The sequence below is a fragment of the Mycobacterium sp. NGS29 genome, from assembly GCF_059812965.1.
On record NZ_JCALDR010000008.1, the window covers coordinates 1 to 23,273 of the forward strand.

At 65.6% G+C, this 23,273-nt stretch carries 32 protein-coding genes; 19 read left to right on the forward strand and 13 right to left on the reverse strand.

The features are described from left to right. Positions 1-58 precede the first annotated feature (58 nt). The 6 genes from AC5Y5Z_RS12960 (at position 59) to AC5Y5Z_RS12985 (ending at position 4,758) form a co-directional block, all read left to right on the forward strand. The gene (locus AC5Y5Z_RS12960) at positions 59-1,045 is read left to right on the forward strand and encodes an LLM class F420-dependent oxidoreductase (RefSeq protein WP_463828715.1); all 987 of its coding nucleotides are present in this window, start codon (positions 59-61) and stop codon (positions 1,043-1,045) included. Between the two features lie 184 nt (positions 1,046-1,229). Further along, complete coding sequence (locus AC5Y5Z_RS12965; RefSeq protein WP_499925484.1) at positions 1,230-2,066, forward strand: SRPBCC family protein; 837 nt, start codon at positions 1,230-1,232, stop codon at positions 2,064-2,066. Next, positions 2,063-3,232: a zinc-dependent alcohol dehydrogenase gene (locus tag AC5Y5Z_RS12970; protein WP_499925485.1), complete on the forward strand. Its 1,170-nt coding sequence runs from the start codon at positions 2,063-2,065 to the stop codon at positions 3,230-3,232. The genes AC5Y5Z_RS12965 and AC5Y5Z_RS12970 overlap by 4 nt, the downstream gene beginning before the upstream one ends. 13 nt (positions 3,233-3,245) lie before the next feature. Next, on the forward strand, positions 3,246-3,806 hold the full coding sequence (locus tag AC5Y5Z_RS12975) for a type 1 glutamine amidotransferase domain-containing protein (protein ID WP_499925487.1): 561 nt from the start codon (positions 3,246-3,248) through the stop codon (positions 3,804-3,806). Positions 3,807-3,862: 56 nt separating this feature from the next. Beyond that, positions 3,863-4,555: a HemK2/MTQ2 family protein methyltransferase gene (locus tag AC5Y5Z_RS12980; protein ID WP_463828719.1), complete on the forward strand. Its 693-nt coding sequence runs from the start codon at positions 3,863-3,865 to the stop codon at positions 4,553-4,555. Beyond that, positions 4,552-4,758: a CDGSH iron-sulfur domain-containing protein gene (locus tag AC5Y5Z_RS12985; protein ID WP_499925488.1), complete on the forward strand. Its 207-nt coding sequence runs from the start codon at positions 4,552-4,554 to the stop codon at positions 4,756-4,758. Before AC5Y5Z_RS12980 ends, AC5Y5Z_RS12985 begins: the two co-directional genes overlap by 4 nt. On the opposite strand, the gene AC5Y5Z_RS12990 is transcribed toward AC5Y5Z_RS12985, so the two are convergent. The 6 genes from AC5Y5Z_RS12990 to AC5Y5Z_RS13015 are packed head-to-tail and all read right to left on the reverse strand — an operon-like array spanning position 4,751 to position 10,332. After that, the gene (locus AC5Y5Z_RS12990; protein ID WP_463828721.1) at positions 4,751-5,770 is read right to left on the reverse strand and encodes an iron-containing redox enzyme family protein; all 1,020 of its coding nucleotides are present in this window, start codon (positions 5,768-5,770) and stop codon (positions 4,751-4,753) included. The two genes, AC5Y5Z_RS12985 and AC5Y5Z_RS12990, sit on opposite strands and share 8 nt — an antisense overlap. A 17-nt stretch (positions 5,771-5,787) precedes the next feature. Continuing rightward, entirely contained in the window at positions 5,788-8,007 is a 2,220-nt protein-coding gene (locus AC5Y5Z_RS12995; protein ID WP_499925489.1) for a SpoIIE family protein phosphatase, read from the reverse strand. After that, positions 8,004-8,603 carry a SpoIIE family protein phosphatase gene (locus AC5Y5Z_RS13000; protein WP_463828766.1) on the reverse strand — a complete coding sequence of 200 codons (600 nt, stop codon included), beginning with the start codon at positions 8,601-8,603 and terminating at the stop codon, positions 8,004-8,006. The genes AC5Y5Z_RS12995 and AC5Y5Z_RS13000 overlap by 4 nt, the downstream gene beginning before the upstream one ends. Before the next feature lie 31 nt (positions 8,604-8,634). After that, positions 8,635-9,045: an anti-sigma regulatory factor gene (locus tag AC5Y5Z_RS13005; protein ID WP_463828723.1), complete on the reverse strand. Its 411-nt coding sequence runs from the start codon at positions 9,043-9,045 to the stop codon at positions 8,635-8,637. Beyond that, entirely contained in the window at positions 9,035-9,424 is a 390-nt protein-coding gene (locus tag AC5Y5Z_RS13010) for an STAS domain-containing protein (protein ID WP_463828724.1), read from the reverse strand. The genes AC5Y5Z_RS13005 and AC5Y5Z_RS13010 overlap by 11 nt, the downstream gene beginning before the upstream one ends. 11 nt (positions 9,425-9,435) lie before the next feature. Beyond that, the gene (locus AC5Y5Z_RS13015) at positions 9,436-10,332 is read right to left on the reverse strand and encodes an STAS domain-containing protein (protein WP_499925491.1); all 897 of its coding nucleotides are present in this window, start codon (positions 10,330-10,332) and stop codon (positions 9,436-9,438) included. A 140-nt stretch (positions 10,333-10,472) separates the two neighbouring features. Here AC5Y5Z_RS13015 and AC5Y5Z_RS13020 point away from each other — a divergent pair, with 140 nt between their 5' ends. The 5 genes from AC5Y5Z_RS13020 to AC5Y5Z_RS13040 all read left to right on the forward strand — a co-directional run bounded on the left by AC5Y5Z_RS13020 (position 10,473) and on the right by AC5Y5Z_RS13040 (position 13,897). Next, entirely contained in the window at positions 10,473-10,841 is a 369-nt protein-coding gene (locus AC5Y5Z_RS13020) for an STAS domain-containing protein (RefSeq protein ID WP_463828725.1), read from the forward strand. A gap of 287 nt (positions 10,842-11,128) precedes the next feature. Continuing rightward, on the forward strand, positions 11,129-11,527 hold the full coding sequence (locus AC5Y5Z_RS13025) for a heme-binding protein (protein WP_499925493.1): 399 nt from the start codon (positions 11,129-11,131) through the stop codon (positions 11,525-11,527). 65 nt (positions 11,528-11,592) lie between these two features. After that, positions 11,593-12,087, forward strand: coding sequence for a DUF6328 family protein (locus AC5Y5Z_RS13030; RefSeq protein WP_463828727.1), 495 nt, complete (start codon positions 11,593-11,595; stop codon positions 12,085-12,087). Positions 12,088-12,153: 66 nt separating this feature from the next. Next, the gene (locus tag AC5Y5Z_RS13035; RefSeq protein ID WP_463828728.1) at positions 12,154-13,209 is read left to right on the forward strand and encodes a DNA topoisomerase IB; all 1,056 of its coding nucleotides are present in this window, start codon (positions 12,154-12,156) and stop codon (positions 13,207-13,209) included. Positions 13,210-13,258: 49 nt separating this feature from the next. Beyond that, on the forward strand, positions 13,259-13,897 hold the full coding sequence (locus AC5Y5Z_RS13040; protein ID WP_463828729.1) for a PAS and ANTAR domain-containing protein: 639 nt from the start codon (positions 13,259-13,261) through the stop codon (positions 13,895-13,897). Here AC5Y5Z_RS13040 and AC5Y5Z_RS13045 read toward each other — a convergent pair whose 3' ends face one another. The 3 genes from AC5Y5Z_RS13045 to mbp1 form a co-directional block, all read right to left on the reverse strand. Then, the gene (locus AC5Y5Z_RS13045; protein WP_463828730.1) at positions 13,898-14,878 is read right to left on the reverse strand and encodes a helix-turn-helix transcriptional regulator; all 981 of its coding nucleotides are present in this window, start codon (positions 14,876-14,878) and stop codon (positions 13,898-13,900) included. Between the two features lie 6 nt (positions 14,879-14,884). Then, positions 14,885-16,081: a glycosyltransferase gene (locus AC5Y5Z_RS13050; RefSeq protein WP_463828731.1), complete on the reverse strand. Its 1,197-nt coding sequence runs from the start codon at positions 16,079-16,081 to the stop codon at positions 14,885-14,887. Between the two features lie 189 nt (positions 16,082-16,270). After that, entirely contained in the window at positions 16,271-16,501 is a 231-nt protein-coding gene (gene mbp1, locus AC5Y5Z_RS13055; protein WP_463828732.1) for a microaggregate-binding protein 1, read from the reverse strand. A 185-nt stretch (positions 16,502-16,686) separates the two neighbouring features. Here mbp1 and AC5Y5Z_RS13060 point away from each other — a divergent pair, with 185 nt between their 5' ends. Then, complete coding sequence (locus AC5Y5Z_RS13060; RefSeq protein ID WP_473139904.1) at positions 16,687-16,944, forward strand: DUF7218 family protein; 258 nt, start codon at positions 16,687-16,689, stop codon at positions 16,942-16,944. A gap of 7 nt (positions 16,945-16,951) precedes the next feature. On the opposite strand, the gene AC5Y5Z_RS13065 is transcribed toward AC5Y5Z_RS13060, so the two are convergent. Both AC5Y5Z_RS13065 and AC5Y5Z_RS13070 read right to left on the reverse strand, forming a co-directional pair. Continuing rightward, positions 16,952-17,095, reverse strand: a complete 144-nt coding sequence (locus AC5Y5Z_RS13065) for a hypothetical protein (RefSeq protein WP_463828734.1) — start codon at positions 17,093-17,095, stop codon at positions 16,952-16,954. A 29-nt stretch (positions 17,096-17,124) separates the two neighbouring features. Next, a complete protein-coding gene (locus tag AC5Y5Z_RS13070) occupies positions 17,125-17,664 on the reverse strand; it encodes a hypothetical protein (RefSeq protein WP_499925497.1) in 540 nt (179 codons plus the stop codon). 86 nt (positions 17,665-17,750) lie between these two features. On the opposite strand from AC5Y5Z_RS13070, the gene AC5Y5Z_RS13075 reads away from it, so the two are divergent. The 5 genes from AC5Y5Z_RS13075 to AC5Y5Z_RS13095 are packed head-to-tail and all read left to right on the forward strand — an operon-like array spanning position 17,751 to position 21,562. Then, the gene (locus tag AC5Y5Z_RS13075) at positions 17,751-18,479 is read left to right on the forward strand and encodes a glycosyltransferase family 2 protein (RefSeq protein WP_463828736.1); all 729 of its coding nucleotides are present in this window, start codon (positions 17,751-17,753) and stop codon (positions 18,477-18,479) included. After that, the gene (locus AC5Y5Z_RS13080; protein ID WP_463828737.1) at positions 18,476-19,423 is read left to right on the forward strand and encodes an acyl-CoA dehydrogenase family protein; all 948 of its coding nucleotides are present in this window, start codon (positions 18,476-18,478) and stop codon (positions 19,421-19,423) included. Before AC5Y5Z_RS13075 ends, AC5Y5Z_RS13080 begins: the two co-directional genes overlap by 4 nt. Then, positions 19,420-20,172, forward strand: a complete 753-nt coding sequence (locus tag AC5Y5Z_RS13085) for a PIG-L deacetylase family protein (RefSeq protein ID WP_499925499.1) — start codon at positions 19,420-19,422, stop codon at positions 20,170-20,172. The genes AC5Y5Z_RS13080 and AC5Y5Z_RS13085 overlap by 4 nt, the downstream gene beginning before the upstream one ends. Beyond that, positions 20,169-20,798 (forward strand): SAM-dependent methyltransferase, encoded by a 630-nt coding sequence (locus AC5Y5Z_RS13090; protein ID WP_473139900.1) that lies wholly within the window; start codon positions 20,169-20,171, stop codon positions 20,796-20,798. The genes AC5Y5Z_RS13085 and AC5Y5Z_RS13090 overlap by 4 nt, the downstream gene beginning before the upstream one ends. A 2-nt stretch (positions 20,799-20,800) precedes the next feature. Continuing rightward, positions 20,801-21,562 carry an endonuclease/exonuclease/phosphatase family protein gene (locus AC5Y5Z_RS13095; RefSeq protein ID WP_463828740.1) on the forward strand — a complete coding sequence of 254 codons (762 nt, stop codon included), beginning with the start codon at positions 20,801-20,803 and terminating at the stop codon, positions 21,560-21,562. Between the two features lies 1 nt (position 21,563). Here AC5Y5Z_RS13095 and AC5Y5Z_RS13100 read toward each other — a convergent pair whose 3' ends face one another. Next, the gene (locus AC5Y5Z_RS13100) at positions 21,564-21,734 is read right to left on the reverse strand and encodes a hypothetical protein (RefSeq protein WP_499925501.1); all 171 of its coding nucleotides are present in this window, start codon (positions 21,732-21,734) and stop codon (positions 21,564-21,566) included. 33 nt (positions 21,735-21,767) lie between these two features. Further along, positions 21,768-22,307, reverse strand: a complete 540-nt coding sequence (locus AC5Y5Z_RS13105) for a cysteine hydrolase family protein (RefSeq protein ID WP_463828742.1) — start codon at positions 22,305-22,307, stop codon at positions 21,768-21,770. Positions 22,308-22,498: 191 nt separating this feature from the next. Here AC5Y5Z_RS13105 and AC5Y5Z_RS13110 point away from each other — a divergent pair, with 191 nt between their 5' ends. Together AC5Y5Z_RS13110 and AC5Y5Z_RS13115 are read left to right on the forward strand one after the other, a co-directional pair. Then, entirely contained in the window at positions 22,499-22,777 is a 279-nt protein-coding gene (locus tag AC5Y5Z_RS13110; protein WP_499925503.1) for a WGxxGxxG family protein, read from the forward strand. A 158-nt stretch (positions 22,778-22,935) separates the two neighbouring features. Next, positions 22,936-23,229 (forward strand): hypothetical protein, encoded by a 294-nt coding sequence (locus tag AC5Y5Z_RS13115; RefSeq protein WP_463828744.1) that lies wholly within the window; start codon positions 22,936-22,938, stop codon positions 23,227-23,229. Positions 23,230-23,273 lie beyond the last annotated feature (44 nt).

Consider the following 23,273-nt stretch of genomic DNA (forward strand, 5'->3'; position numbering starts at 1 on the left):
CCACCACCCTTCTGACCGGCACCGTTTGCACTCGGTGGGCCGGGGTACCCGCTTAGGTATGGCACGGTTCGGCTATACCTTGATGACAGAGCAATGCGGTCCGAAAGAGCTTGTGCGCGATGCCGTTTCGGCCGAACAGCGTGGGTTCGACTTCGAAGTATGCAGCGACCATTTCTCACCGTGGCTTGCTACCCAGGGCCATGCGCCCAATGCGTGGGCGGTGCTCGGCGCCGTGGCACACGCCACGGAAAACGTAGATCTCTACTCGTACGTGACCTGCCCGACGATGCGGTATCACCCGGCGATCGTCGCGCAACAAGCCGCCACCGTTCAGATCCTCGCCGACGGGCGGTTCACCCTCGGTCTGGGCAGCGGTGAAAACCTCAACGAGCATGTGGTCGGCAAAGGTTGGCCGACCGTCGAGCGACGGCAGGACATGCTGCGCGAAGCCATCAAGATCATCCGCGAATTGTTCAGCGGGGACTTGGTCGACTGGAAGGGTGACTACTTCCAAGTGGATTCGGCGCGATTGTGGGATGTGCCCGACGTGCTGCCCGGCATCGCGGTAGCGCTCGCGGGTGCCAGGGGCGTGGACAAGCTGGGCAAACTCGCCGACCACTTGGTGGCGGTGCAGCCCGACAGCGAACTGGTCGACGCGTGGCATGTGGCGCGGCAGAGCGGCGGGTGGCCCGGGGCCGGGCGGGTCATCGGCCAGATCCCAATCTGCTGGGATCCCGATCGCGACACCGCCATCAAGCGCGCACACGACCAGTTCCGGTGGTTTGCCGGCGGCTGGGCCGTCAACGCCGACCTGCCGACACCCGCGGGTTTCGCCGGCGCGACGCAATTCGTCCGGCCCGAAGATGTCGCCGAGAGCATTCCGTGCGGCCCGGACCTGGACGCCATCGTCGAAGCAGTCAAGCCGTTCTGGGAAGGCGGTTTCAGCGACGTCGCGCTCATCCAAATCGGCGGCGACACACAGCAGCAATTCCTCGAGGAAGCCGCCGAACCACTGCTGGAGTCGTTGCGCGCAGCCTCGACCTAGGCAGGTTTGGCTGGCCAGAGCCCGGGTATGGCTGCCGTAACACGAGCGGGTCGGATCCGCTACCGGGTCTGAACGAGGGGTGTTGGTAATGAATGAGTCCGCTAGCAGGACCGTGGCATTGGTGAAAGGCCTTGGCGTAGCCAGTTTTGGGCTTGGTTTGTCGGAGATATTGGCACCAAGCAGAGTGGCGGACCTCGCCGGTGTCGACGAGACACCGCGGGCTCGGAAGATCATCCAGGCGCTGGGTGTTCGCGAATGTGGCCACGGCGCAGCGCTTTTGCTGGGTTCCGAAAAGCTGGTGTGGACGCGGGTGGCCGGCGACGTACTTGACGTCGCAGTGCTGGCTGCCGGCGTAGCCCGGCGTGGGCCCGGTCGCCGCACCAGAGGCAGCATCGCCCTCGCCGCCCTCACGGTGATCGGCGGCCTCGATCTGTACGCCGCTCTGAGTACCACCGGCGGTCAAAGCCCGCGCCATGCGGGCGGACAACATCATGAATCGCTGCGCGCCGCTGTTACCGTACTGCGTTCTCCCGACGAGGTTTACAACTTTTGGCGGGACTTGGAAAACCTGCCCAGCTTCATGCATCACCTGCAGTCGGTCACCATCGATGCCGACGGCCGCTCCCACTGGGTCGCGAACGCTCCGGTGGGGCAACCCATTCGATGGGACGCGCGGATCGTCGACGACGTGCCCGGCAAGCGGATATCGTGGCAGTCGTTGCCCGGCTCGGGAATTGACAACAGCGGCTGTGTCGACTTCACCCCCGACGGCTCCGGCAAGGGTACCGAAGTCCGAGTCACCATCGGCTATCAACTGCCGGGTGGCGGTCTGGCCAAGGCGGCGGCCGCGCTACTCGGTGAGTCACCTCAACAGCAGGTCAACGACGATCTCCGTCGATTCAAACAGATCATCGAAACGGGCCAGGTGACGCGCTCGGACGGATCGCCCGGCGGGACGGTCTCCTTCCAGCAGATGCACCAGCAGAACGCCCAACCCGCCAACCAAGGAAGTCAAGCATGAAAGCAACAGTGTGGGCCGGGCGTAATAGCGTTGAGGTGCAAACGGTTCCGGACCCGAAGATCCTCAACGACCGCGATGCCATCATTAGGGTGACCTCGACCGCCATCTGCGGGTCGGACCTGCACCTCTACGACGGATACATCCCCACCGTCAAGCACGGCGACGTGCTCGGACACGAATTCATGGGCGAAGTCGTCGAAATCGGAAAGAATGTCGGCAACCTCACGGTCGGTGACCGGGTGGTGGTCCCCTTTCCGATCGCATGCGGGGCATGTTCGGCGTGCAGCCGCGACCTGTACTCGCTATGCGAGAACTCCAATCCCAATGCTGGGATGGCAGAGAAGTTGCTGGGGCATTCGCCCGCAGGTATCTTCGGCTACTCCCACATGATGGGCGGGTTCGCCGGTGGGCAAGCCGAATACGTGCGGGTGCCGTTCGCCGATGTCGGCCCGTTGAAGGTCGAGGACGATCTGACCGACGATCAGGTGCTCTTCCTCTCCGACATCCTGCCGACCGGGTACATGGGCGCCGAGATGTGCGACATCCAGCCGGGTGATGTGGTGGCCGTATGGGGCGCCGGCCCGGTGGGTTTATTCGCCATGGTCAGCGCCCTGTTGCTGGGCGCTTCGAAAGTCATTGCCATAGACCAGGTTCCGTACCGGCTTGAACTGGCGCAGAAATTGGGAGCCACGACGCTCAACTTCGCTGAGACGTCGGTACTCGATGAGCTACAGGACATGACGGCCGGCCGCGGACCGGACCACTGCATCGACGCCGTCGGGTCGGAGGCCCGCAACGGATCGACTCTGGTCGACGCCTATGACCGGTTGAAACAGGCCGCGCGGCTGGAAACCGAACGGCCACACGCACTTCGAGAGGCGGCCATGAGTTGCCGCAACGGTGGAACGATCTCGATCGTCGGCGTCTACGGCGGGTTGATCGACAAGTTCCCCATCGGCGCGGTCATGAACCGATCGTTGACCATCAAGGCGGGTCAGTGCCACGTGCACAGGTATATGCGACCGTTGCTGGAACGCATCCGCAAGGGCGATATCGACCCGACCGTCATCATCAGTCACCACCTGCAACTCGACCAGGCGTCGCATGGTTACGAGATCTTCAAGCACAAGCAGGACAGCTGCACCAAGGTGATCCTCAACCCGTAAAGGAGTGGAAACCATGTCAAATGAATTGGACGGCAAGCGGATCGCGTTTCTGGCCGCCGACGGGGTGGAGAAGGTCGAATTCGAGCAACCCCGCCAGGCGCTGCAGGAGGCCGGAGCCCAGACTTACCTGTTGTCGCTGGAAGACGGTGAAATCGAGGCCCGCAACCACGATCTGGAGCCGGCGGGCACTATCAAGGTCGACCGCAAGGTTTCGGACGCATCGGTCGACGAGTACGACGGACTCATTCTGCCCGGCGGCACGGTCAATCCCGACAAGCTACGCGCCGACAAAGATGCCGTCACCTTCGTGCGGGACTTCGTCGACTCCGGGAAGCCCGTCGCCGCCATCTGTCACGGGCCCTGGACGCTGGTGGAAGCCGGCGTGGTTGCTGGCCGCCGGATGACGTCGTATGGCAGCATCCGCACCGATCTGCGCAACGCGGGTGCCCGGGTGGTCGACGAAGAGGTGGTGGAGGACAAAAACATCATCACCAGTCGCTCACCGAAGGACCTCGCCGCGTTCTGCAAAGCCGTCATCAAGCAGCTTGCCCAGGCTCCGGCGCGCGCCCGATAGCACCGGGCATTGGCAAAGCAGGTTTAACACGATCGTCTGCGGGCATTAATCTGGCCATGACAGCCACGTTGCCAGCTTCGGATTCGACTCCGATTGCCGAACGGGTTTACCAGCCGCAGCACGACTCGCACCTGCTCGTGGACACCATGCGGTGGACGGGTCTGATCCGGGGCCGTCGGGTGCTGGACCTGTGTACCGGATCGGGTTACGTCGCGATTTCGGCGGCACAGATGGGTTGTGCCAGCATCACCGCCTTCGACATCTGTCCGCAGGCCGTGCGCTATTCACGCAGCAACGCTTCCTGCGTCGGAGCCGATGTCGATGTGCGCCAAGGCTCGTGGGTCGACGCGTTGGATTGCGCCCCGTTCGACGTGGTGGTCTCCAATCCGCCGTATGTGCCCGCCCCTCCGCTCGACGACACCGACCGTATCCCCGCAGCAGCCGGTCCGTCGTGGGCGTGGAACGCCGGCCCCGACGGTCGGCAAGTACTGGACCCGCTGTGCGAAACGGCGTCAAAGTTGTTGTGCAACGGCGGATCTCTGCTCCTGGTGCACTCGGCGCTGGCCGGTGTGCAGCAGTCGATCGACCAGCTGCGTGCCACCGGGTTGGACGCCGACGTCGTTGCCAGTCAACTCATTCCGTTTGGACCGGTGCTGACGGCACGAGCAGAATGGCTCGAGGAACTGGGGCTCATCCGCCCGGGCCATCGGGAGGAAGAAATCGTGGTCATTCGAGCAGACAAGCCATGAGCACCACGCGAGTGCAGGTCATTCCCAACGGTCCGGTACTGGTCTCCGGTCCGGTGCGAATCGAGATGCCCGACGGCAATGTCGTGGAATCGGACCGCTTCATGGTGGCGGTCTGCACCTGTCGGCGCAGCCAGGACTATCCGCTGTGCGATACCAGCCATCGCAGATGCCGGTCGACCAAAGTCAAGAACCTGACTAGCTGAGCGGCCGCCGCAGCGACGATTCCCCCCGCTGCCAGGACGCCATGATGACATCTGCCAGACGGTTCTCCACGGCCGCATTGGCGCGGATGCCGAACACGACATCGCAGTCCAACTGCGGTTCGCGAGAAACCAGATCTCCCACCACGTCGAGGCGCACCACGTGCTCGTGCACGGCGTCCGCCTCCACGTGCTCACGGTAGAACTCGACGCACGCCGCGGGCGCCTGCATGCGGTGCAGGGCGTCGACCATCCGTCGTGACCCCGGCGGCGACGTGATTTCGGTCGCCGCGAAATGACCGACCGCCGCACCCCGCAGCCTGCGGTGCAACCCGAACATCGACATCAGGTTCACCACCGCCAACGCCTCCGCGGGCACCGAATCCAGATAACCCAGGTACGTCGAATCCAGGTCTGCCGCCTCCAGTAGGTCAGCGAACAGCTGCTGGTGCATCTGGGCACCCCGGCCGGCTCCGTACTCGTCGAACTCCACCGCGACGAAGGCTGCCTTGGCGGTACCGGTGAGCCGGGGAATGGCGAAGGCGTGCGGGTCGCCCTCCTTGAGGTGGTACAGCGATCGGTGGACGAAGTACTCCCGCATCTGCTCCCAGGTGCCGCTGTCCCGCAGGTAGTAGGACAGACCCGTGCCGTTCTTGGGTTCGATTGCCAGGGCGTCCATCTCGGCGGCTGCCGTGTCGGTGGGCCCGATGGGTCCCACGTCGCGGCGCACGCCGGCCAGGAAGACCCGCTCCAATTCGGCCCGGAAACCCAGCAGAGCGGGATTCCACTCCCAACCCGGGTCCACCGACGCGAAACCGCGGTAGTGCAGCTCGTAGCAGAGGTATAGCGCCAGCTGCAGGTCAAGGCCGTACGGGTCGGAGTCACCTACCGCGGCACTGATCCGGCCGGACTGCTCGCGCGCGGCCGGCGCCGTCAACGCGCGGCACACCGCCGTCGACAGGGGACCGTGTGCCGCGGGCAGGACAGGCTCCACGGCTACCGACACATGAGTCACAACGATCTATTACCCCGCTATCGGTCAGGCAAACGGAAGACGGCCTCGATCGTGGTGCCGTCGACGCCGTGGTCGACTTCCATCGACTCGCTCATCGCCCGCATCAGCGGCAGGCCACGCCCGCCAGTGCGCGGATTCGCCGCCGGGGGTTTCCAACGACCGGTGTCGACGATCCGCGCCCAGATCTCGCCGTGGTCGGCACGCATCTCGACCAGCATTTTCATGGCGGGTTCCCCGGCATAGGCATGCTCGACGCAGTTGGTGCAGGCCTCCCCGACCACCAGCACGATGTCGCCCGCCAGCTCCTCCGGGACCTCGGCGGCCCGCAACCACGAACGCAGCCGCCGTCGCACCGCCGCCAGCTGAGCTGCGGTGGCATCGGTTTCGATGCGCAGCGGCGCCAGTTGGTGCCGGTAGACCACCATCGCGACGTCATCGTCGTAGCCGGCCTGCGGCGCCAGCTTGTCCAGCACCGTTTCGGCCACCGCGTCGACCGGCAACTGAGCCGCGTCGGTCAGCACTTCGGCGACCCGGGCCAGGCCATCGTCGATCGACTCGTGCCGGCGCTCCACCAAGCCGTCGGTGAACAACATCAGCGTCGATCCCGGCGGCAGCACCTCGGCGGCCTGCGGACGACTTGTGTTGCGGCGCACGGCAAGTGGCACCGAACCGGCATTGGTCAGCAGCGTCGTCTCCGAATCCGCCCCCGGTCGGGGCTTGACCAGCACGGCGGGCATGTGGCCGGCATTGCTGTACTCCAGCACCCCGGACTCGGTGTCTAAGATCGCCAGGAACACCGTCGTGCAGTAGGCGTCCGGAATCAGCGACGCCGCCGCGTCGAGCTGCTCGAGCAGCACGGCCGGCTTGGCCCCGGTGAGCAACAAGGCCCGCGACGAGCTGCGCAGCTGACCCATGATCGCGGCCGCCGGCAACCCGCGGCCCACGCAGTCACCGACGACGATACCGATGCGCCGGTCGTCGATCGCGATCACGTCGTACCAGTCGCCGCTGATTTCCAGCGGTTCGACCGCCGGTTCATACCGCACCGCGAAGCCCGGCGGCGGCTGCATCGGCGGCAGCATGGCCCGCTGCAGCGTCAGCGACGTCACCCGCGCATTCTCGAACTGGCGGACATGCTGAATGGCCAGACTGAGATGGCCGATCAGAACGGTCACCAGCAACCGATCCTCCCCGCTGACCCAGCGCGGCGTACGAAGCTCCAACCACAGCGCGACATCCCCGGTGCCGGACAGCATGACGACCAACCCGCGGGCCTTGCCCGGCGCGTCCGGCCACTCGACCGTCTTGGCCGTCAGCGGCAATTGGTGACGGGCATCCAGGAAAGTCTGCCGCAGGACCGGATCCATTGTGCGCCAGCTCGATTCAGCGGGTTCGCCGGCGACCTCGACGGTCGGCTCGCCATCGCCGCTGGGCCACAACACCGCCACCACGCGCTGCACGTCGACGGCGGTGCGGCACTCTTCGAGGGTCACCTGCAGCACCTCGGCCACACTCTTGGCCACGGCCACCGAGGTGGCCAGTCGCAGCACCGCACCCTCGCGCGCGGCGAATGCGCGCTGGGCGGTGACGTCACGCACCGTGCCGACGTAGACGTCGCCCTCGTCGTCGGGGCTGCGGACTGCGTTGATGCTCACTGCCACCCACAAGAGATGGCCGCTCGGGTGGCGGACCGGAATCTCGTACTGGGCGCTGCCTTCGCTGCGTAGCCGCCGCTGGTGCCGGTAGACGCCCTCCTGATCGACCAGCCAGGGCTGCGGCCACGGGTAGGGCAGGCCTTCGGCGCCGTAGCCGAGAATATCGGCGAACGCGTTGTTCACTTCGATCACCGCACCATCCTGGTCGGCGACGAAGAACCCCTCCTGTAGTGAGTTCACCAGCGCGGTGCGGAATTTGTCACGATCCGCCAGATCCTCTGCCCGGGCCCGCTCGGCCGCGAATTTCTTTGTGCCGTCCAGGAATCCGCGGGTTGCGACGTCCAGCGGCGCCAGTGTCTGCAGCAGGAATTCCAGGGCGGGGGCGCGCTCGGCGGCAGCGGTCCTGGACAGGTCGTTGAGCATTTGGAAGGTGTGCTCGATGATGTCGAGCATGCTGATTCGTTCCTGCAGCGCCCGGCGTCCGAGTTCGTAACCCCGTGCCAGGACGTCCTCGTCGCGGGCGTCCAGGTAACTGCTCAGCGCGGACCGGTACTGGGTGTGGAAGTCGTCCGAACTGCTCATGTCGGAATGCCCCGGTGCCGCGCGGCAAGAACCATCGCGTCGTCACTTTCCTTGGCGTGCTTGGTGAGTATCTGCTCGGCGATGTCTTTGGCCGACGCGGCGAAGTCGATGTGGTCGAGGTGATCTTCGGTGATCCCGTCACTGCTGACGACCAGGAGATCCCCGGTGCGGATCGGAACCGTTTGTGCGGGACGGGTTTCCGGTATCCGGTAGCCGACGATGCCGCCGGCCAGTCGGGCGCTGGACCGGATCTGGGCGCCGCTGATGCTTTTGGCGACCAAGTGGGCGCTGACGTTGCCGATGCCGGTCCAGGTGAGTTTCGACGCCTGGAAATCGATCGTCGCCAGGGTTATCGCGGCACCCCTGGTGCCCTCCAGCACCCGGTGGCACAGCTGGATGAGCACCTCGAGGCGTTCGCTACGAGCCCCGTCGAGTGCCTCGATCGCGGTGAGCGCGGCGCTGGCGGCCTCCGGGCCATGACCGAGGCCGTCCAGCACACCGAAGAGTGCGTGGTCGTTGTCGATATCGACGGCGATCGACTGATCGCCGCAGACGTGCTCGCCCGGCCGTGCCCGACTCGCCGTCGCCCACTCGATCGGACCGAACCGGCCCGCGGACCGGACCTGCTCAGGCACGGGCCGGGACCCATTTCCACATCTCGATGACCGTGCCCCGACCGAGCGCGGACTCCACGATCAACCGATCCATCAGCCGCCGCGCACCGGGCAGGCCCATACCCAGCCCGCGCCCGGTGGTGTAACCGTCCTCCATGGCGCGGTCGATGTCGGCGATGCCGGGTCCGTCGTCCTCGGCGCGCACCACCAGCGCCCTGCGGCCCTCCCGGTCGGCGACCGCGACCCGCACCTCGCCGCGGCCGGCGTAGCTGGTGATATTGCGCGCGATCTCGGAGATCGCGGTGGAGATCATCGTGACGTCGGTCAACGAGAAGCCGAGGTCGAGGGCAAGCTGATGCCCGGCTTTGCGGGCGGCGACGATGTCGTCCGAGGTGTTGATGGCGACCACAATCTCACCCGCCACCGTCGCGCCCGATCGTCGACTTATTCAGTCCCAGTTTCTTGTGCAGCACCGCGATGCCTTCTTCCAGGTCGAGCGCGGTGCTCATGTCGTCGAAGGCCAGGCCGAGTTGCACCATGGCGAAGGCGACCTCGGGCTGCAGACCCACGATCACGGTGGTCGCCCCACGCAGCCGGGTCATGTGCGCGATCGTCCGCAGCGAGCGGGCGGCGAACGAATCCATCACGTCGATGGCGGTGACGTCGACAACGATGCCCTGCGCGCGAAACCGGCTGACCCGCTCCATCAGATCTTCGCGCAGGCGCTCGGTGTCCGAGTCGGTCAACGCGGCCTGCACCGTCGCGATCAGAATCGCGCCCTGTTTCAGAATCGGAACTGGCATGCGGAGCTTGGCTACTCGCCGGTGCGGGTGACTTCGTAGCCGAGTAGCCGCTCGGCTTCCTCGATCCCACCCTGCAGGTCGCCGACGGCATTCATCTTGGACAGGTCCAGGCCGATCGTCACCAGCGTCAGGGCGATCTCCGAGGACAGCCCGGTGATGATCACGCTGGCACCCATCAGCCCGGACGCGTCGACCGTCTGCACCAGATGGTTGGCCACCGTGGAGTCGATGGTGGGCACACCGGTGATGTCGATGACGACCACCTTGGCCCGGTTGGCGCGAATCGCCCGCAGCAACTGCTCGGTGACCTGCCGGGCGCGTTGACTGTCCAACACGCCGATGATCGGCAGAATCAGCAGCTGTTCGCGCACCTGCAGCACCGGCGTGGACAGTTCGCGGATGGCCTCCTGCTGCTGGCGGATGATGCGTTCGCGCTCCTGGACGAAGCTGACGCCCACGGTGTTGGCGATCCGGTTGGCGGCGGGCTCATAGGCGTCCAGCACCTGGTTCAGCATGTCGAACTCGGCCTGATACTTCTCGAACAGCGAGCGCGCCAGCACGTCGCGCAACAGCAGCACGATGCCGAGGACTTCGTCGGTTTCCACGCCCCGCGGAATGATCCGCTCAGACAGGTCGCGCGCGTAGTCCTGCAGCGCCTCGACGCTGCCGGTCTCCAGCACCTCAACGTAGTTGTCGTAGACGGCGGTCGCTTCGGAGAAGATCTCCTCCGGCGTCATCGCCGTGAGCAGTTCGGCTTCGGTGATTCTGCGGGCCCACTCTTCGCGCAGCGCGGTCCGGTTCCGTCTCAGGTGCTGGACCAGCTGCGGCAGCAAGCCTTCGCTGGAGACGCCGGCGGCGGCATTGCTGGTGAAATCCGTCGTCGAATCAGACGTCGTCGAATCAGACATCGTTGCCTCCAAGGCCTGCCGGGCGCGGGTGCTATGGGGAGACTAGCTTGAGGTGCAGGGTTGAGGATGTTGAGGTCTTCTTCTTCTCGCCATTACCGCAGCAGGTTAGGCTTGCACCACACCCGGACGAAGGATCGCCATTGTCAGCTCCTGATTCGATCACCGCCACGGTCTCTGACCACGACGGAGTAGTCGTGCTCAGCATCGGCGGCGAAATCGACCTGGTTACGGCGCCCGCCCTCGACGAAGCAATCGACGGCGTGTTGGTCGACCGACCGGCCGCGTTGATCATCGATCTGTCCGCGGTGGAATTCCTGGGCTCGGTGGGCTTGAAAATCCTGGCGGCCACCTACGAGAAACTCGGTGACGTTGCGGAGTTCGGCGTGGTGGCCCGGGGTCCGGCGACCCGGCGACCGATTCATCTGACCGGTCTGGATAAGACATTCCCGCTGTACCCGTCTCTCGACGACGCCCTGACCGGCGCGCGGGACGGCAAGCTCAACCGCTGACCCGGGCGGATCCGAGATAACGGTTGCGTCACGAATTCAGGTCACGATTCGTTAAGAAACCCGCCGAGTTTCTGAGAATTCTCAGCGTTTGCGCGCACGTTTACTCGTTCGTTTAGCTAATAGGGCAACACGAGTTGCTCGTGTCACATATTTCCCCGAGCCCGGATGGTTTGGTTTGTTCGGCAGCCGCGAACAACAAACGATCGCGATTTTGCTTCCGCTACTTTGGATTTCAGGGACTCGGGAGCCCTGGCGATCAGTTCGCTAATGCGGAGGAACACATCATTATGAAATTCAGCAGTATCGTCGCGTCACGACGAGTGGCCGGTGTCAGCGCCGGTTGTCTGCTCGGGGGAGTCGTTATCGGAATCGTCGGCGCGCCATCGGCCGCGGCGGCACCCGACTGCAGCCCGGAAGGCGTCAACGCCACCGTCTCGTCCGTCACCGGCGCAGCGCAGCAGTACCTCGCCGGTCACCCGGGCGCCAACCGGGTGGTAATGGACGCCTACGGTCAGCCGCGGGGTGAGGCGGCCGCCAACATTCGCGGTTACTTCACCGCGCATCCCAACGAGTACCACGACCTGCGTGGGATTCTGGCGCCGATCGGCGACACCGAACGGCAGTGCAATGTGACGGCGTTGCCGTCGAACCTGGAGTCGGCCTACCACGAGTTCATGGCCGGCTGATTCAACCGCACTGAACCGAACGACCCGCCACCACCCGGTGGCGGGTCGTTCGGCATGATCACGCCATGGATGTCGATCATCCGGAACGGGACCAGAACTGGGATCGCCGCGAACGTGGGGAAACCGAAGTCGAGCGGCTCGACCGCAACTGGAACAGCCTGCTGCAAGAGCTGCGAGTGGTGCAGACCGGTGTGCAACTGCTCACCGGGTTCCTGTTGACGCTGCCGTTCCAAACCCGGTTCGACGTGCTGAACCACGACATGCGGGTGGTGTACCTGGTGACCGTCGGGTGCTCAGTGGGTGCGACGATCATGCTGATCACACCGGTCGGCCTGCACCGCCTGCTGTTCCGGCGGCACCGGACCGCTGTCCTGGTTTCCGCGGCGCACCGCTGTGCGTTCTGGGGGCTGTGCCTGTTGGGGCTGGCGCTGACGGGGATGACGGTGATCATCTTCAGTGCGGTCGCCGGCAACATTGCCGGCATCACCGCGGGGAGCTGTGCACTGGCGTTGCTGGGCGTCGCCTGGCTGCTGGTGCCGCTGGTGCTGCGCAAGGTGTAAGTGCTGGCCGCGCGGGTAATTCAGGCTGCAGCCGACCGCGAGTCGGGGACATGCGGAGGACCCACCATGCGGCTGCGCCGCAGTGTGTTGAGCAAGCCGGGAATCACCCGCAAGCGCCGCGGTAAGGGCTTCGCCTTCTACGGCCCGGACGGTGACCTGCTGACGGATGACAAGACGGTGCAGCGGATCAAGGACTTGGTCATCCCGCCGGCCTGGAAGAAGGTATGGATCTCGCCGTATCCCAACGGTCACATCCAGGCTGTCGGGACCGACGCAGCCGGCCGCCGGCAATACCTGTATCACGAGCTCTGGCAACAGGAACGCGCCGAGGAGAAGTTCGACCGGGTGTTGGAGCTGTCCACCAAATTGCCGGCCTGGCGCGAGCAGATCGCACGCGACCTGGACAGTCGCGGACTGAATCGGGAACGGGTGCTGGCGTTGGGTCTGCACCTGCTGGACCTCGGCTACTTCCGGGCCGGCGGTGAGCAGTACGCCGAGGAGAACGAGTCCTACGGGCTGGCGACGCTGTTGTGTGAGCACGTGACGGTAAGTAAGGACGCGGTGGCGTTCGACTACCCCGCCAAGAGCGGTGTGCAACGTCAGTACGAGGTCAAGAACGCCGAAGTGGTCCGGGCGGTACGCGCGCTATTACGCAGGACCGACTGCAGCGGTCGATTCCTGGTGTGCCGCAACGGTTCCAACTGGGTCGAGGTGAAGGCTGACGACATCAACACGCGGTTCAAGGAGCTGGTCGGCAGCGAGTACAGCGTGAAGGACCTGCGCACCTGGCACGGCACGGTGCTGGCCGCCGCGGCGTTCGCCGACGCCGACCCCGCGGTATCGGAACGGCAGGCCAAGAAGATCGAAGCCGCCGTCATGCGGGAGGTCGCTGCGGAGTTGGGCAACACCCCGGCGGTCGCGCGCGGCTCCTACGTCGATCCGCGGGTGGTCCGCGGTTACCGGCAGGGAGCGACCATCGAGAAGGCGGTGCAGCGGGCCGCACGGGCCCGTCGTGCTGGCGCCGGTCAACTCATTCTGGAAGAGGCCACCCACAAGCTGATCCGGCGAGTCGCCCGAAGTGACAATGCATCTGGGACTGCGAGGCTGGCCAAAACGGCCTGAGTCGTGCAAAAGGGGTCCGTGCGTACCGGGGCCGAATAATATGAGGCGGGTGTGCGCAGATTCGCGGCGAAAGAAGGGCCGCCGGTGGCCCGCGGTGGGTAGATTCCGCTACCTGACCCGTGAGGACCGTTGGGAGTGGTCCGAAGAGGTCGCACGGATGCATGGTTACGAACCCGGTACCGTCACGCCGAACACCCAATTGCTGCTCAAGCACAAACATCCCGACGACAAACCCACCGTGCCGGAGCTCATCGAGCAGGTGCGCCGGCACGGTGCCGCGTTCAGCAGCAGACACCGGATCATCGACACCCGGGGCGAGACCCACGTTGTCGTAGTGGTGGGAGACCGATTCTCCGGGCCCGACGGCCGATTGCTTGGAATCGGCGGCTTTTACATCGACATCACCGACCAGTTCGACGCCGACCTGCAAAAGCATCTCAGCGAGGCGCTGCTGGCCGTCGATTCCCGCCGCGCCGTCATCAACCAGGCCATGGGAATCCTGATGCTGCGCTACGGCGTCAACTCCGATTCGGCCTTCGACATACTGGTCAGACTGTCCCAGGAATCCAACGTCAAACTGCGCAATATCGCCGAGCGGGTGGTCGCTGAGATCACCACGCAGGACGACGAAGACGACGCTGCCTATCGGGTCGACCGGCTCTTGCGAACTCCGCGCGACGGGCACTGATCACTGCTGCAGGGTGGTGTGCGGGCTCTGCCCGTAGCTGGCACGATAGATCGAGGCGAATCGGCCGGTGTGGCTGAAGCCCCAGCGTTGCGCGATCTCGGCGACGGTGGTGGTGGACCGGTCGCCGGCGCTGAGGTCTTGATGGGCACGCTGCAACCGGGTGCGCCGCAGATACTCGGTCGGCGTCGTGCCCAGGTGTTGCCGGAACAGGTACTGCACCGCCCGCGGCGTCATGCGCAGCGCGTCGGCAATGTCGTTGACGCCGATACCATCTCCGCAGTGGCGGTGAACGAACGAGACCGCGACCTTCAGGCTGGGCGGCAGGGTCGGGTTGCTCAGCAGTTCGCGGTCGGCGTGCAGATTGGATGGGAAGCACTCGAGCAGCGCAGCACCGAGCAGGCGCGCTGCCGCCGCAACGATCAACGGCTGACTGGTCGTCTCCGCGCGTCCGAAGCTGGCGATGACGTAATCGAGTGCCTGACTCCAGGAATGGGCAACAGCGTCGGTGCGCGGACGGCAGTCCAGGAACTGGAATCGCTGCGCCAGCGGCCCACCTCGCTCGGCCGCAACGTGACTCAACAGCTGCAGATTCATGCTGACGACGTGAAAGCGTGCGGTGTTGGCTTGCAGCACGCAGGGCAGACCGTCGGCGGCGAGCACTGCCATTTCCAGCCGAGCGCCCGGGTCGCCTGCCACGGTCAGCGAACCCGCGCGCGGCTGAATGGCCACGACAGAGTCGGTGGGTCGGATCTCACACCCCACCCGACCTTCCACCAGCAACTCGTCCACCGTGACGCAATCGGCTTCGAAACGCCGATGGGTGATCGAGGTGCCGCGCGCCAGACTGCTGATCCGCCACCCCGGCTGGTACGCCTCGGCGAAGAACTGAGTCGCGGTCTCGGACGTGGTGGTACGGAATTGCCGGTATCGAATTGCGTTGCTGGAGTAGTAATTCCCGTTTCTTGCGGGTAGCACAGGCATCTGTTCCTATGCCACGGTGTGGAACTTGACGCGGCCTGCCGGGTCTCGTGGCACCCCCAGGTGTCGCGACAGGGTCTGGTGATAGATGCTCAGTGCATCCATCGCGACCCGATTCCAGCTGAACCGCGACACCGCCCGGGAGCGGCCGGCCGAACCCATGCTGTCCCGCTGAAAGCTCTGGTGCTCAAGAGCGCGCAGGGCTGACGCTAATTCGCGAGAATCATCGGGGGACACCAGTAGTCCGGTGACCCCGTTGATCACCACATCGTTCAGAGCGTCCACGGCGGCACCGACTACTACCACTCCGCTGGCCATGGCTTGCAAAGCTGTCGTCGCCTGCGGCGCCCGTCGGGGTGTGCACGCAACCACGTGGGCGGACCGCATGAGAGCCGGAACATCTTCGGGGACAACGTGTCCGACGAAGTGCACCCGGTCGCGGACACCGAGTCTGGCGGCGAGTTCCCGCAGCGCTGCCGTCGGTCTGTCTGTTGCGTCCAGGGGGTTCGTCTGCGCAATCACCAACTCCGCGGCGGGAAGTTTGACCAGTGCGCGAACGGACTTGTCGAATCCGTTGCAGGGCATGCTGTTCGGTGCCAGCTGCAGAATGCGAAACGAGCCGTCGTCGACCACCCTCGGTCCGGGCGGCGTGTGGAGATCGACGTCGATTCCGGTGGACAGGACCGAAAGCTGCGCGCGGCGGCGGCGTAACCGGGTCAAGGTGTCTACCTCGGCAGTGCTGCCGCCGGTCACCCACGCGGCATTGCGGACCAGCAGCGGTTCGATCCGGGCGCGTTCCGCGTCGGCCGCGGTGCCGTCCGGCGCCGCGAGACCGTAGAAACTCTGCACGACGGGTAACCGGTCCGGTCGGGCGGCCAGTTGTGCCGCCAACCCGCCCAGCCACCCGAAGGCGTGCACGATGTCGGGCGGGTCCGCCGCCCACTGCCGGGTCAGCATCGCAGACCACTGACCGATCCACGGCAAAACCTCCACCGGCGGCACCGAATCGTACGGGCCGACCTCAGCAGAGGCTTGGCGATAAGTTGGTTTGACGGGTGTCGCGATCAATTCGTCTCGACGGCGGCGATGTGCCTGGACGGTCACTCCCTGTTCCGCGAGCGCGGCGCAGAACGATGCCTCGTCGGCGACCCCATATTGTTCGTAATCAGAAAACGCGTCATCCCCGCTGACGACGGCAACTCTCACTGACAGTTCATTTCTCGAGACTCCTTCGTCTGTACTACGAGAAGTCGGAGATACCCCTTTCGATGGTTTGGGCAAACGGCGACGGCCCAGCGGTTCGCTTTTCGGATAGATGCGCAGGCTGATCGGGGCATGCAGGAGCGCCGGCGGCGGGCTGTACCTGTACCTACCGCCGGCGCACCTGACCAGGAACTACTGGTTGGACTTCTGGCGCTCCTCGGCTGCCTCAGCTCCGCCCCGCGCGGATTCGGCTTCGGCTTCCTTCTTCGCCGCGTCCCGCTGGGCGTCGGCCTTGTCCTGCTGCGCCTCACCCTCGTTGGCCAGGTCCTCTTTGCCGGTCACGTTTCCGATGACCTCTTTGGCCTTGCCCTTGATGCCTTCGGCAACGCCTTTGGCGCCTTCTTCGGGTCCGCTGTCGCCCATCGATTCATTCCTTTCGTATGTGGTGCCAGTCCATTTCGGCCAGTCGAGTCCCGTGTTCCCGGTGGCGACCCGGCCAAACCAGCGGCCGTCGGTGAATCTCGGTGAATCACCGGCGCGGTTAGATTGCGCCGTAACGGGGCAACCTAGCTGCGGTTTTCCGAGCACCGGGCAGGAGGGTGACAAGTATGCCGAACTCGTCGATCAAGAACGAGAAACTCTACAAAGACTTGCGTAAACAGGGTGATTCGAAAGAGAAGGCGGCACGGATCTCCAATGCGGCTGCCGGTCAAGGCAAGTCCAAAGTCAGCCGCAAGGGCGGCAAGTCGGGATCCTACGACGACTGGACGGTGCCGGAGTTGAAGAAGCGGGCCAAAGAGCTTGGCATATCCGGATATTCAGGTCTGACCAAGGACAAGCTGGTCGCGAAGCTGCGCAACCACTGACCGGAGATCAATCCGGCGGTTCCTGCTTGGCGCTGTCCGGCGGCTCCGGTTCAGCCGCGCGCCTTTCTTCCGCGGTCTCGCCCGTCACGTTTTCCTCGAGGTCGTCGACCACGTTCGCCAGGTCTTCGTCCCGGTCAGGGTGTGAGTCCATGGGTTAGGAGATACCCAGCAGCGCACATTTCACGCGCGCACACCGAGTCGATCGACCAGCACGAGGAACGCGACTGCGAAGTCGTTGTCGGCCGTCTCGGCCTCGACCAGGGCCCAGTCGATCTTCTCCCGCACTGCTCGCGCCGCCGGAATGAGATGGCCGAAGTCACAGTAATGCTCGGTCAAGGCGCGTAACCGCTGGATGAACACCACCGTCGGTGGCAGCACGGGCAACGAAAGTCCCAGCACCACACGGTCTTCGGCCGGACCCAGGTCAGCAGGCTCCACCCGAGCGCCGTTGACCCGGTGCAGCACATCGACCACCGCGTCACCGTTGTGTGCCTTGAACAGCCAGTCCTCCGGTGGCCGCTCGATGGTCAGGCCTGTCTTCTCCAGCGCCGAGACAGCAGCGGGCACATCGCACTCGGCGACTACGAAGTCGACGTCGTGGGTAGGTTCGGGCGCACCGTAGGCCCAGAGCGCATAGCCGCCCGCCAAGGCGAAGGGCGGGCCGTGTTCCTTGAGCGCGGACGCGGCGACTCGGAGTGCCTCGCGCAATTGAGTGGTCATCGCGGTAATCACATACCCGGTGCGCCGTCGTTGGCAACCTGACCAGCGCCGTTTAAGCAGTGGGCAAACCGGAAATTCATCTCGCTATGTCAACCGCAGCGCCGCGTCCATACCACCACGCTGCGGTCGTGATTCCCGCCCACAACGAGAGCGCGAGTCTGCCGGCCTGCTTGCGTGCGGTCCTGACCGCGGCATTGTGTGCCCCCATACCGGTTACCGTGGTCGTCGTGTTGGACGCCAGTGAGGACGACAGTGCCGAGCTGGCCGGGCGGTACGGCGCCGACGTGCATTTCGTTCGGGTGGAGGCGCGCAATGTCGGTGCTGCGCGGGCAGCGGGATTCGACTTCGTCCGTACCCAGTTCGGATCCGACGCCGACTGCTGGTACGCGACCACCGACGCCGACAGCACCGTGGAACCGAATTGGCTGGTGCGCCAACTCGATTGCGGCGCCGATATGTATCTCGGCCTGGTGCGGGTGGCTGACTGGCGCCGGCACGGTGTCGAAGTCGCGCGCCGGTATCTGCGGGCCTACAACCAGCGCATCAACGGTGAGCACGATCACGTGCACGGCGCGAATATGGGATTCGATTCCCGGGCGTACTGGGACGTCGGTGGGTTTCGCGCGCTGTCGTCCGGTGAGGACGTCGAACTCGTCGGGCGTTTTGAGGCCGCCGGATACCGGATACGCCGCGACGCTGCGCAGTCGGTGATCACGTCAGCGCGCACCAAGGGCCGCGCACCGCGCGGTTTCGCACACCACTTGCGCACCTTGGCCGGTGCCGGGAAGAAGTCGATGGCAGGGGACCGCTCATGACCGCGGGACTGGTCCAGCACTGGCTGGAGTCCGGACTGCTCGAGATGCCGTTGCCCGCCTCGGGACACACGGCCGAACGCTGGCAGCGCCTGGCCAAGCTGGCCGAGGAGGACATCCCGGCCGCCCGCATCGCGGAGGCGCACGTCGACGCGGTCGCAATCCTGGACGAGCTGGGCGGCAAACCACCTGAGCCGCGCCAATTGTGGGGCGTGTGGGCGGCGGAGGCTTCCGACGCCGTGCTGGCCGCGACCGGCATCGCCGGTGACGAATATCTGCTCAATGGCACCAAGGTGTGGTGCTCGGGGGCTGGTTTCTGCACCAATGCGCTGGTCACCGCCCGGCTGCCGGAAGGCGGCCGCGGGTTGTTCGCGGTGACCCTGACCGATACCGGGGTCAAACCGTTGCCCAGCACCTGGTGGAACCCCGGAATGGCCGGCAGCGACACCCGGTCGGTGCAGTTCAACAACGTGCACGCGATCCTGGTCGGCAGCCCGGGTCAGTATCTGACCCGGCCCGGCTTCTGGCACGGGGCGATCGGGGTTGCCGCGTGCTGGTTGGGGGGTGCCCGCCGGGTCGCCGACCCGCTGTACCGCTGCGCCGGCAGCGAGTCGGCCGACGCGTATGCGCTGGCGCACCTGGGGGCGGTCGACGCCGCGCTGGCGGCCGGGGACGCGATGCTGGCGGGCACGGCAGCCCAGATCGACGCGGATCCGTTCGACCGTTCGGGCACAGCGCAATTACTGGCCCGGCGGGTCCGCGCCGTCGTGGAACACGCGGCCGACGAGGCGATCACCCGCACCGGACGCGCACTGGGACCCGGTCCGCTGTGCCAGGACGGGCGGCATGCGCAGCGGGTCGCCGACCTGAGCATCTACATCCGGCAGAGCCATGCCGAGCGCGACCTGGCGGAGATCGGGCGATTGGTCGGGCGGCCCGGCCGTTGAAGACCGTGAGCAACGGACACCGGTTCGCTGCGACTCCGCTGGCCAGCGGTGGGACGTCCGCACAGCAGTGGCTGGCCGCCGACCGGCCGCCACCCCTGGATCTGAGTCCGTGCACGCGACTGGTCGTCGTCGGAGCTCATCCGGATGACGAGACGCTGGGGATGGGCGCCACCATTGCACAGCTCGTCGCGTCGCGGGTGGCGGTCGAAGTGGTCTCGGTCAGCGACGGCGGTGCCGCGCAGCCGCACGCGCCTGCTGAGGAGCGGACCCGTCTCGAAAACCTGCGTCGAAGCGAATTGCGCAGTGCAGCAATGGTATTAGGCGTTGCCGCACCGATATCGCTGGGGTTGCCCGACGGCAGATTGGGCGAGTGTGAGGAGCGAATCGCCGATCTGCTCACCGACATCCTCACTGGGTCCGCGCCCGGTACCTGGTGTGCGGCGACTTGGCGGGGCGACGGGCATCCCGATCACGAGGCGGTGGGTCGCGCGGCCGTGACCGCGTGCGCGCGCAACGGGGTACAGCTGTTGGAGTATCCGGTGTGGATGTGGCACTGGGCCACTCCGGGTGATCCCGACGTGCCCTGGGACAGCGCCCACACGCTGCCGTCGGACCGTCGGGCAATGCAGCGCAAACAACAAGCCGCGCACTGCTTTCGCAGTCAGTTCGAACCGCACGGCCCCGACGCGGTGCTGCCTCCCGTGGTGCTGGATCGGCTGATGGCGGTGGGGGAGTTGGTCTTTCGATGACCGCGCGACTGCCCGACGCGTACTTCGACCGCATGTATGCGAGCGCCGACGATCCTTGGCAGTTGTCGTCACGGTGGTACGAACAACGCAAATACGCGATCACCCTGGCATTGCTGCCAATTCGCCGGTACAGACACGCGTTTGAGCCGGGCTGTTCGATCGGAACGTTGACCACGTTGCTCGCGTCGCGCTGCGCCCACGTCACCGCGATGGACGTGGCCGAGGCGGCAATCCGCGCCGCCGACGCACGGCTTGTCGACCAGGGCTGCCGGGACCGGGTGATACTGTCCCGCGGGTCGCTGGACGAGCCGTGGCCCAATGGGCCCTTCGACCTGCTGGTGCTCAGCGAAGTCGCCTACTACCTCACCGCCGACACGCTGGCTGCCGTGCTGCGCCGGGAATGCCCTCGCTTGCGACCTGGCGCAACCGTGCTCGCCGCCCACTGGCGGCATCCCGTGGCTGACTACCCGCTCACCGGCGACCAGGCACACGACATCCTGCACGCCACCCCGGGGCTCAAATCACTGGGCGGTTACCGCGACGCCGACGTCGTCATCGAGGTATTCGACACCGGCGACGGACGGTCGGTGGCGGCACGAGAAGAAGTACCCGGAGCAGGGGAATAGCCGTGCGGGTGGCGACATTCAACATCCTGCACGGTCGCACCGTGGGCGATGGGGTCGACCTGCAGCGGCTGCAGGACTGCGTGCGGCGACTCGATCCTGACGTGCTTGCGTTACAGGAAGTCGACGTCGACCAGCCCAGGTCCGGCCGGGCCGATCTGACAGCGGCAGCGGCCGAAGCGATGGCCGCGGTCGAGCACCGCTTTGTCGCCGCCATCTCCGGCACGCCCGGGGCAACGTGGATGGCGGCCACCGGACAGGAACAACCCGGCACCGCCGCTTACGGGATCGCGCTGCTCTCCCGGTTCCCGGCGTCGAGTTGGCAGGTGGTGCGGCTACCCCGAATTCCGATGCGCCTACCCGTCTACCTCCCGGGAGCCCGAAAAGTGGTGGTTGTCGACGAGGAACCACGGGCGGCGGTCATCGCGCGGTTGCAGACGCCACTGGGACCGATGACGGTGGCCAATACCCACCTGTCCTTCGTGCCGGGCTGGAACAGGTACCAGTTGCGGCGGCTGGTTCGCGCGCTGCGAGGTTCGCCCGGGCCGCGCCTGCTGCTGGGCGACCTCAATGCGACGCCGGCAGCCGTGCACCGCTGGACGGGCATGCGGCCGTTGGCAACTGCGCTGACGTTCCCCGCGACCGACCCCGTCCGCCAGCTCGACCACATCCTCACCGACGATCGAAAACTTGTCGGTGCTGCCGGGGCAGCGGATCTGATGACCATCTCCGACCACCGGCCGCTAATGGTCGATCTACAGCGGTAGCTCAGCCGTCGTTGCTGCGCGCCTCCGCGCCGGTTTCCCCGGCGTCGAAGTCGTCGTCGGCCCCGGTGCGCCCTACGTAGTCGCCGTCCTCGTCGCGCCCAGCGCGTGACTCGGCGACTCTGTCGTCGGAGTCCGCGTCGGACTCGGCGTTCTGCGGCTTGTGTTCGGTCATGAACTGTCCCTTCGGTTTTGCAAGCTGGGCACGTCAGCCCAGGCAGTCGGCAACGGCCAGCAATTCGGCACTCATATTGCGTTCCATCATCTTCAGTGCGGCGGACCCGAGTCCCTCGTCGATGTGAGCCACCGCATCGGGCGGCACGACGACGTCGTAGTGGCGGACATAGCCGTCCAATGCGCTGTAGAGGATGCACTGTTCGGTCACCTGGCCGGTCAGCACGATGCGCTTGGATTCCAACCGGTGCAGCAGATAGTCCACCGATGTGGCGTAGAAGACGCTGTGCCGCACCTTGACCAGAAAATTGCTGCCGGATGCCGGAACCAACGGCTTGACCAAATCCGGTCGCTTGCCCGCCAGCGCCTTGCTGATGATGGCGTCGTGGTCTGCGGTGAAGTCGCCCTGATTGTCGTTGACGTAGATCAGGTCGACGTCGTCGCGGTCGTTCGCCTCGTTGATGAGCCCGGTCAGGGGATCGATGACGGCAGCGACGTTTTCGGCCAACTGCTCGGCATCCGGATGGTCGTAGTCACTGAACATGTCGATGACAAGCACTGCGGTGTCGCTCACCGTCGCAGGCTACCCGCGGATCTGCATTGCACACCTGTTGAAATCTTCTCGGCGATCCGGTTTACCTGACGCGCGGGCGGGTAGATCTCCTGCCAGCGTTGCGGATACCACCGCAGGTCGCGTTGCCAGTCGAACTCAAACAGCCGGTTCGGTCTCTGGCGTCACTATTCATCCATTTCAGGAGTATCACCATGCACAAGATCCTTGCTGTCACGTCTGTCACCGGCGCCCTGCTGTTCGGCGGTGCCGGGGTCGCTTCCGCCGCCACCGAGATCGCTCCCGCGCCGTCGGCGACGACGATCACATTGGCGGACAACGACACCAACCAGCGTCAGGAGGACAACTCGGGCAAGTGGGGACTGCTCGGACTGCTCGGGCTGGGCGGCTTGGCCGGTCTGCTCCGTCGTGACCGTCGGCCGAACGCCAACACCGCTGCGACGCACGTCACGGGCCCGGCAACGCGCCCCTGAGTTTCGTCAGCACGCCAGTCCGCACGTAGGGCAGCGGGATTCGCATTCCGTCCCTGCGTGCGGCTGGCGTGCCGCCCGCCACTCAGTGCGCCAAGCAACAGTATCCATAGGCTATAGTAGCTGGATACTGGTTTTCGCTTCGGCCTTGGGAGTGCAGCATGGTTCATCTCGGGTCTGACCCGCTCGGGCGCCTAGACACCACGACCGGTGGTCGGGTGATCAGCGTGCCGGGTGTGGCGGCCGCCGCGGTCTGGGTGCTGGGACTGTTGGCTGGTCTGGTGGCGCTGGCGACCGGCCACGAACTGCTGGCGGGCGTCGCCCTAGTGGCAGCCATCATGTCGCCGTGGTTCGGGATGGCCTGGGCCTCCCGCACGCAGCGGCGGAAAGCCTACGCGCGCACCACAACCGTCCCTGCGGTGGCGTCCTATGCGGGTGGTTGGCCCGCGCTCTGAGTCCGCGTCACGCAAATTTTGCGGGTGTGCAATTTCTTGTTCTC

Coding starts and splice junctions, on each gene's coding strand:
- AC5Y5Z_RS12960 (WP_463828715.1), top strand. CDS start 59: ATGGCACGGTTCGGCTATACCTTGATGACAGAGCAATGCGGTCCGAAA.
- AC5Y5Z_RS12970 (WP_499925485.1), top strand. CDS start 2,063: ATGAAAGCAACAGTGTGGGCCGGGCGTAATAGCGTTGAGGTGCAAACG.
- AC5Y5Z_RS12975 (WP_499925487.1), top strand. CDS start 3,246: ATGTCAAATGAATTGGACGGCAAGCGGATCGCGTTTCTGGCCGCCGAC.
- AC5Y5Z_RS12980 (WP_463828719.1), top strand. CDS start 3,863: ATGACAGCCACGTTGCCAGCTTCGGATTCGACTCCGATTGCCGAACGG.
- AC5Y5Z_RS12985 (WP_499925488.1), top strand. CDS start 4,552: ATGAGCACCACGCGAGTGCAGGTCATTCCCAACGGTCCGGTACTGGTC.
- AC5Y5Z_RS12995 (WP_499925489.1), bottom strand. CDS start 8,007: ATGAGCAGTTCGGACGACTTCCACACCCAGTACCGGTCCGCGCTGAGC.
- AC5Y5Z_RS13010 (WP_463828724.1), bottom strand. CDS start 9,424: ATGCCAGTTCCGATTCTGAAACAGGGCGCGATTCTGATCGCGACGGTG.
- AC5Y5Z_RS13015 (WP_499925491.1), bottom strand. CDS start 10,332: ATGTCTGATTCGACGACGTCTGATTCGACGACGGATTTCACCAGCAAT.
- AC5Y5Z_RS13025 (WP_499925493.1), top strand. CDS start 11,129: ATGAAATTCAGCAGTATCGTCGCGTCACGACGAGTGGCCGGTGTCAGC.
- AC5Y5Z_RS13030 (WP_463828727.1), top strand. CDS start 11,593: ATGGATGTCGATCATCCGGAACGGGACCAGAACTGGGATCGCCGCGAA.
- AC5Y5Z_RS13035 (WP_463828728.1), top strand. CDS start 12,154: ATGCGGCTGCGCCGCAGTGTGTTGAGCAAGCCGGGAATCACCCGCAAG.
- AC5Y5Z_RS13045 (WP_463828730.1), bottom strand. CDS start 14,878: ATGCCTGTGCTACCCGCAAGAAACGGGAATTACTACTCCAGCAACGCA.
- mbp1 (WP_463828732.1), bottom strand. CDS start 16,501: ATGGGCGACAGCGGACCCGAAGAAGGCGCCAAAGGCGTTGCCGAAGGC.
- AC5Y5Z_RS13060 (WP_473139904.1), top strand. CDS start 16,687: ATGCCGAACTCGTCGATCAAGAACGAGAAACTCTACAAAGACTTGCGT.
- AC5Y5Z_RS13065 (WP_463828734.1), bottom strand. CDS start 17,095: ATGGACTCACACCCTGACCGGGACGAAGACCTGGCGAACGTGGTCGAC.
- AC5Y5Z_RS13070 (WP_499925497.1), bottom strand. CDS start 17,664: ATGACCACTCAATTGCGCGAGGCACTCCGAGTCGCCGCGTCCGCGCTC.
- AC5Y5Z_RS13075 (WP_463828736.1), top strand. CDS start 17,751: ATGTCAACCGCAGCGCCGCGTCCATACCACCACGCTGCGGTCGTGATT.
- AC5Y5Z_RS13080 (WP_463828737.1), top strand. CDS start 18,476: ATGACCGCGGGACTGGTCCAGCACTGGCTGGAGTCCGGACTGCTCGAG.
- AC5Y5Z_RS13090 (WP_473139900.1), top strand. CDS start 20,169: ATGACCGCGCGACTGCCCGACGCGTACTTCGACCGCATGTATGCGAGC.
- AC5Y5Z_RS13100 (WP_499925501.1), bottom strand. CDS start 21,734: ATGACCGAACACAAGCCGCAGAACGCCGAGTCCGACGCGGACTCCGAC.
- AC5Y5Z_RS13110 (WP_499925503.1), top strand. CDS start 22,499: ATGCACAAGATCCTTGCTGTCACGTCTGTCACCGGCGCCCTGCTGTTC.
- AC5Y5Z_RS13115 (WP_463828744.1), top strand. CDS start 22,936: ATGGTTCATCTCGGGTCTGACCCGCTCGGGCGCCTAGACACCACGACC.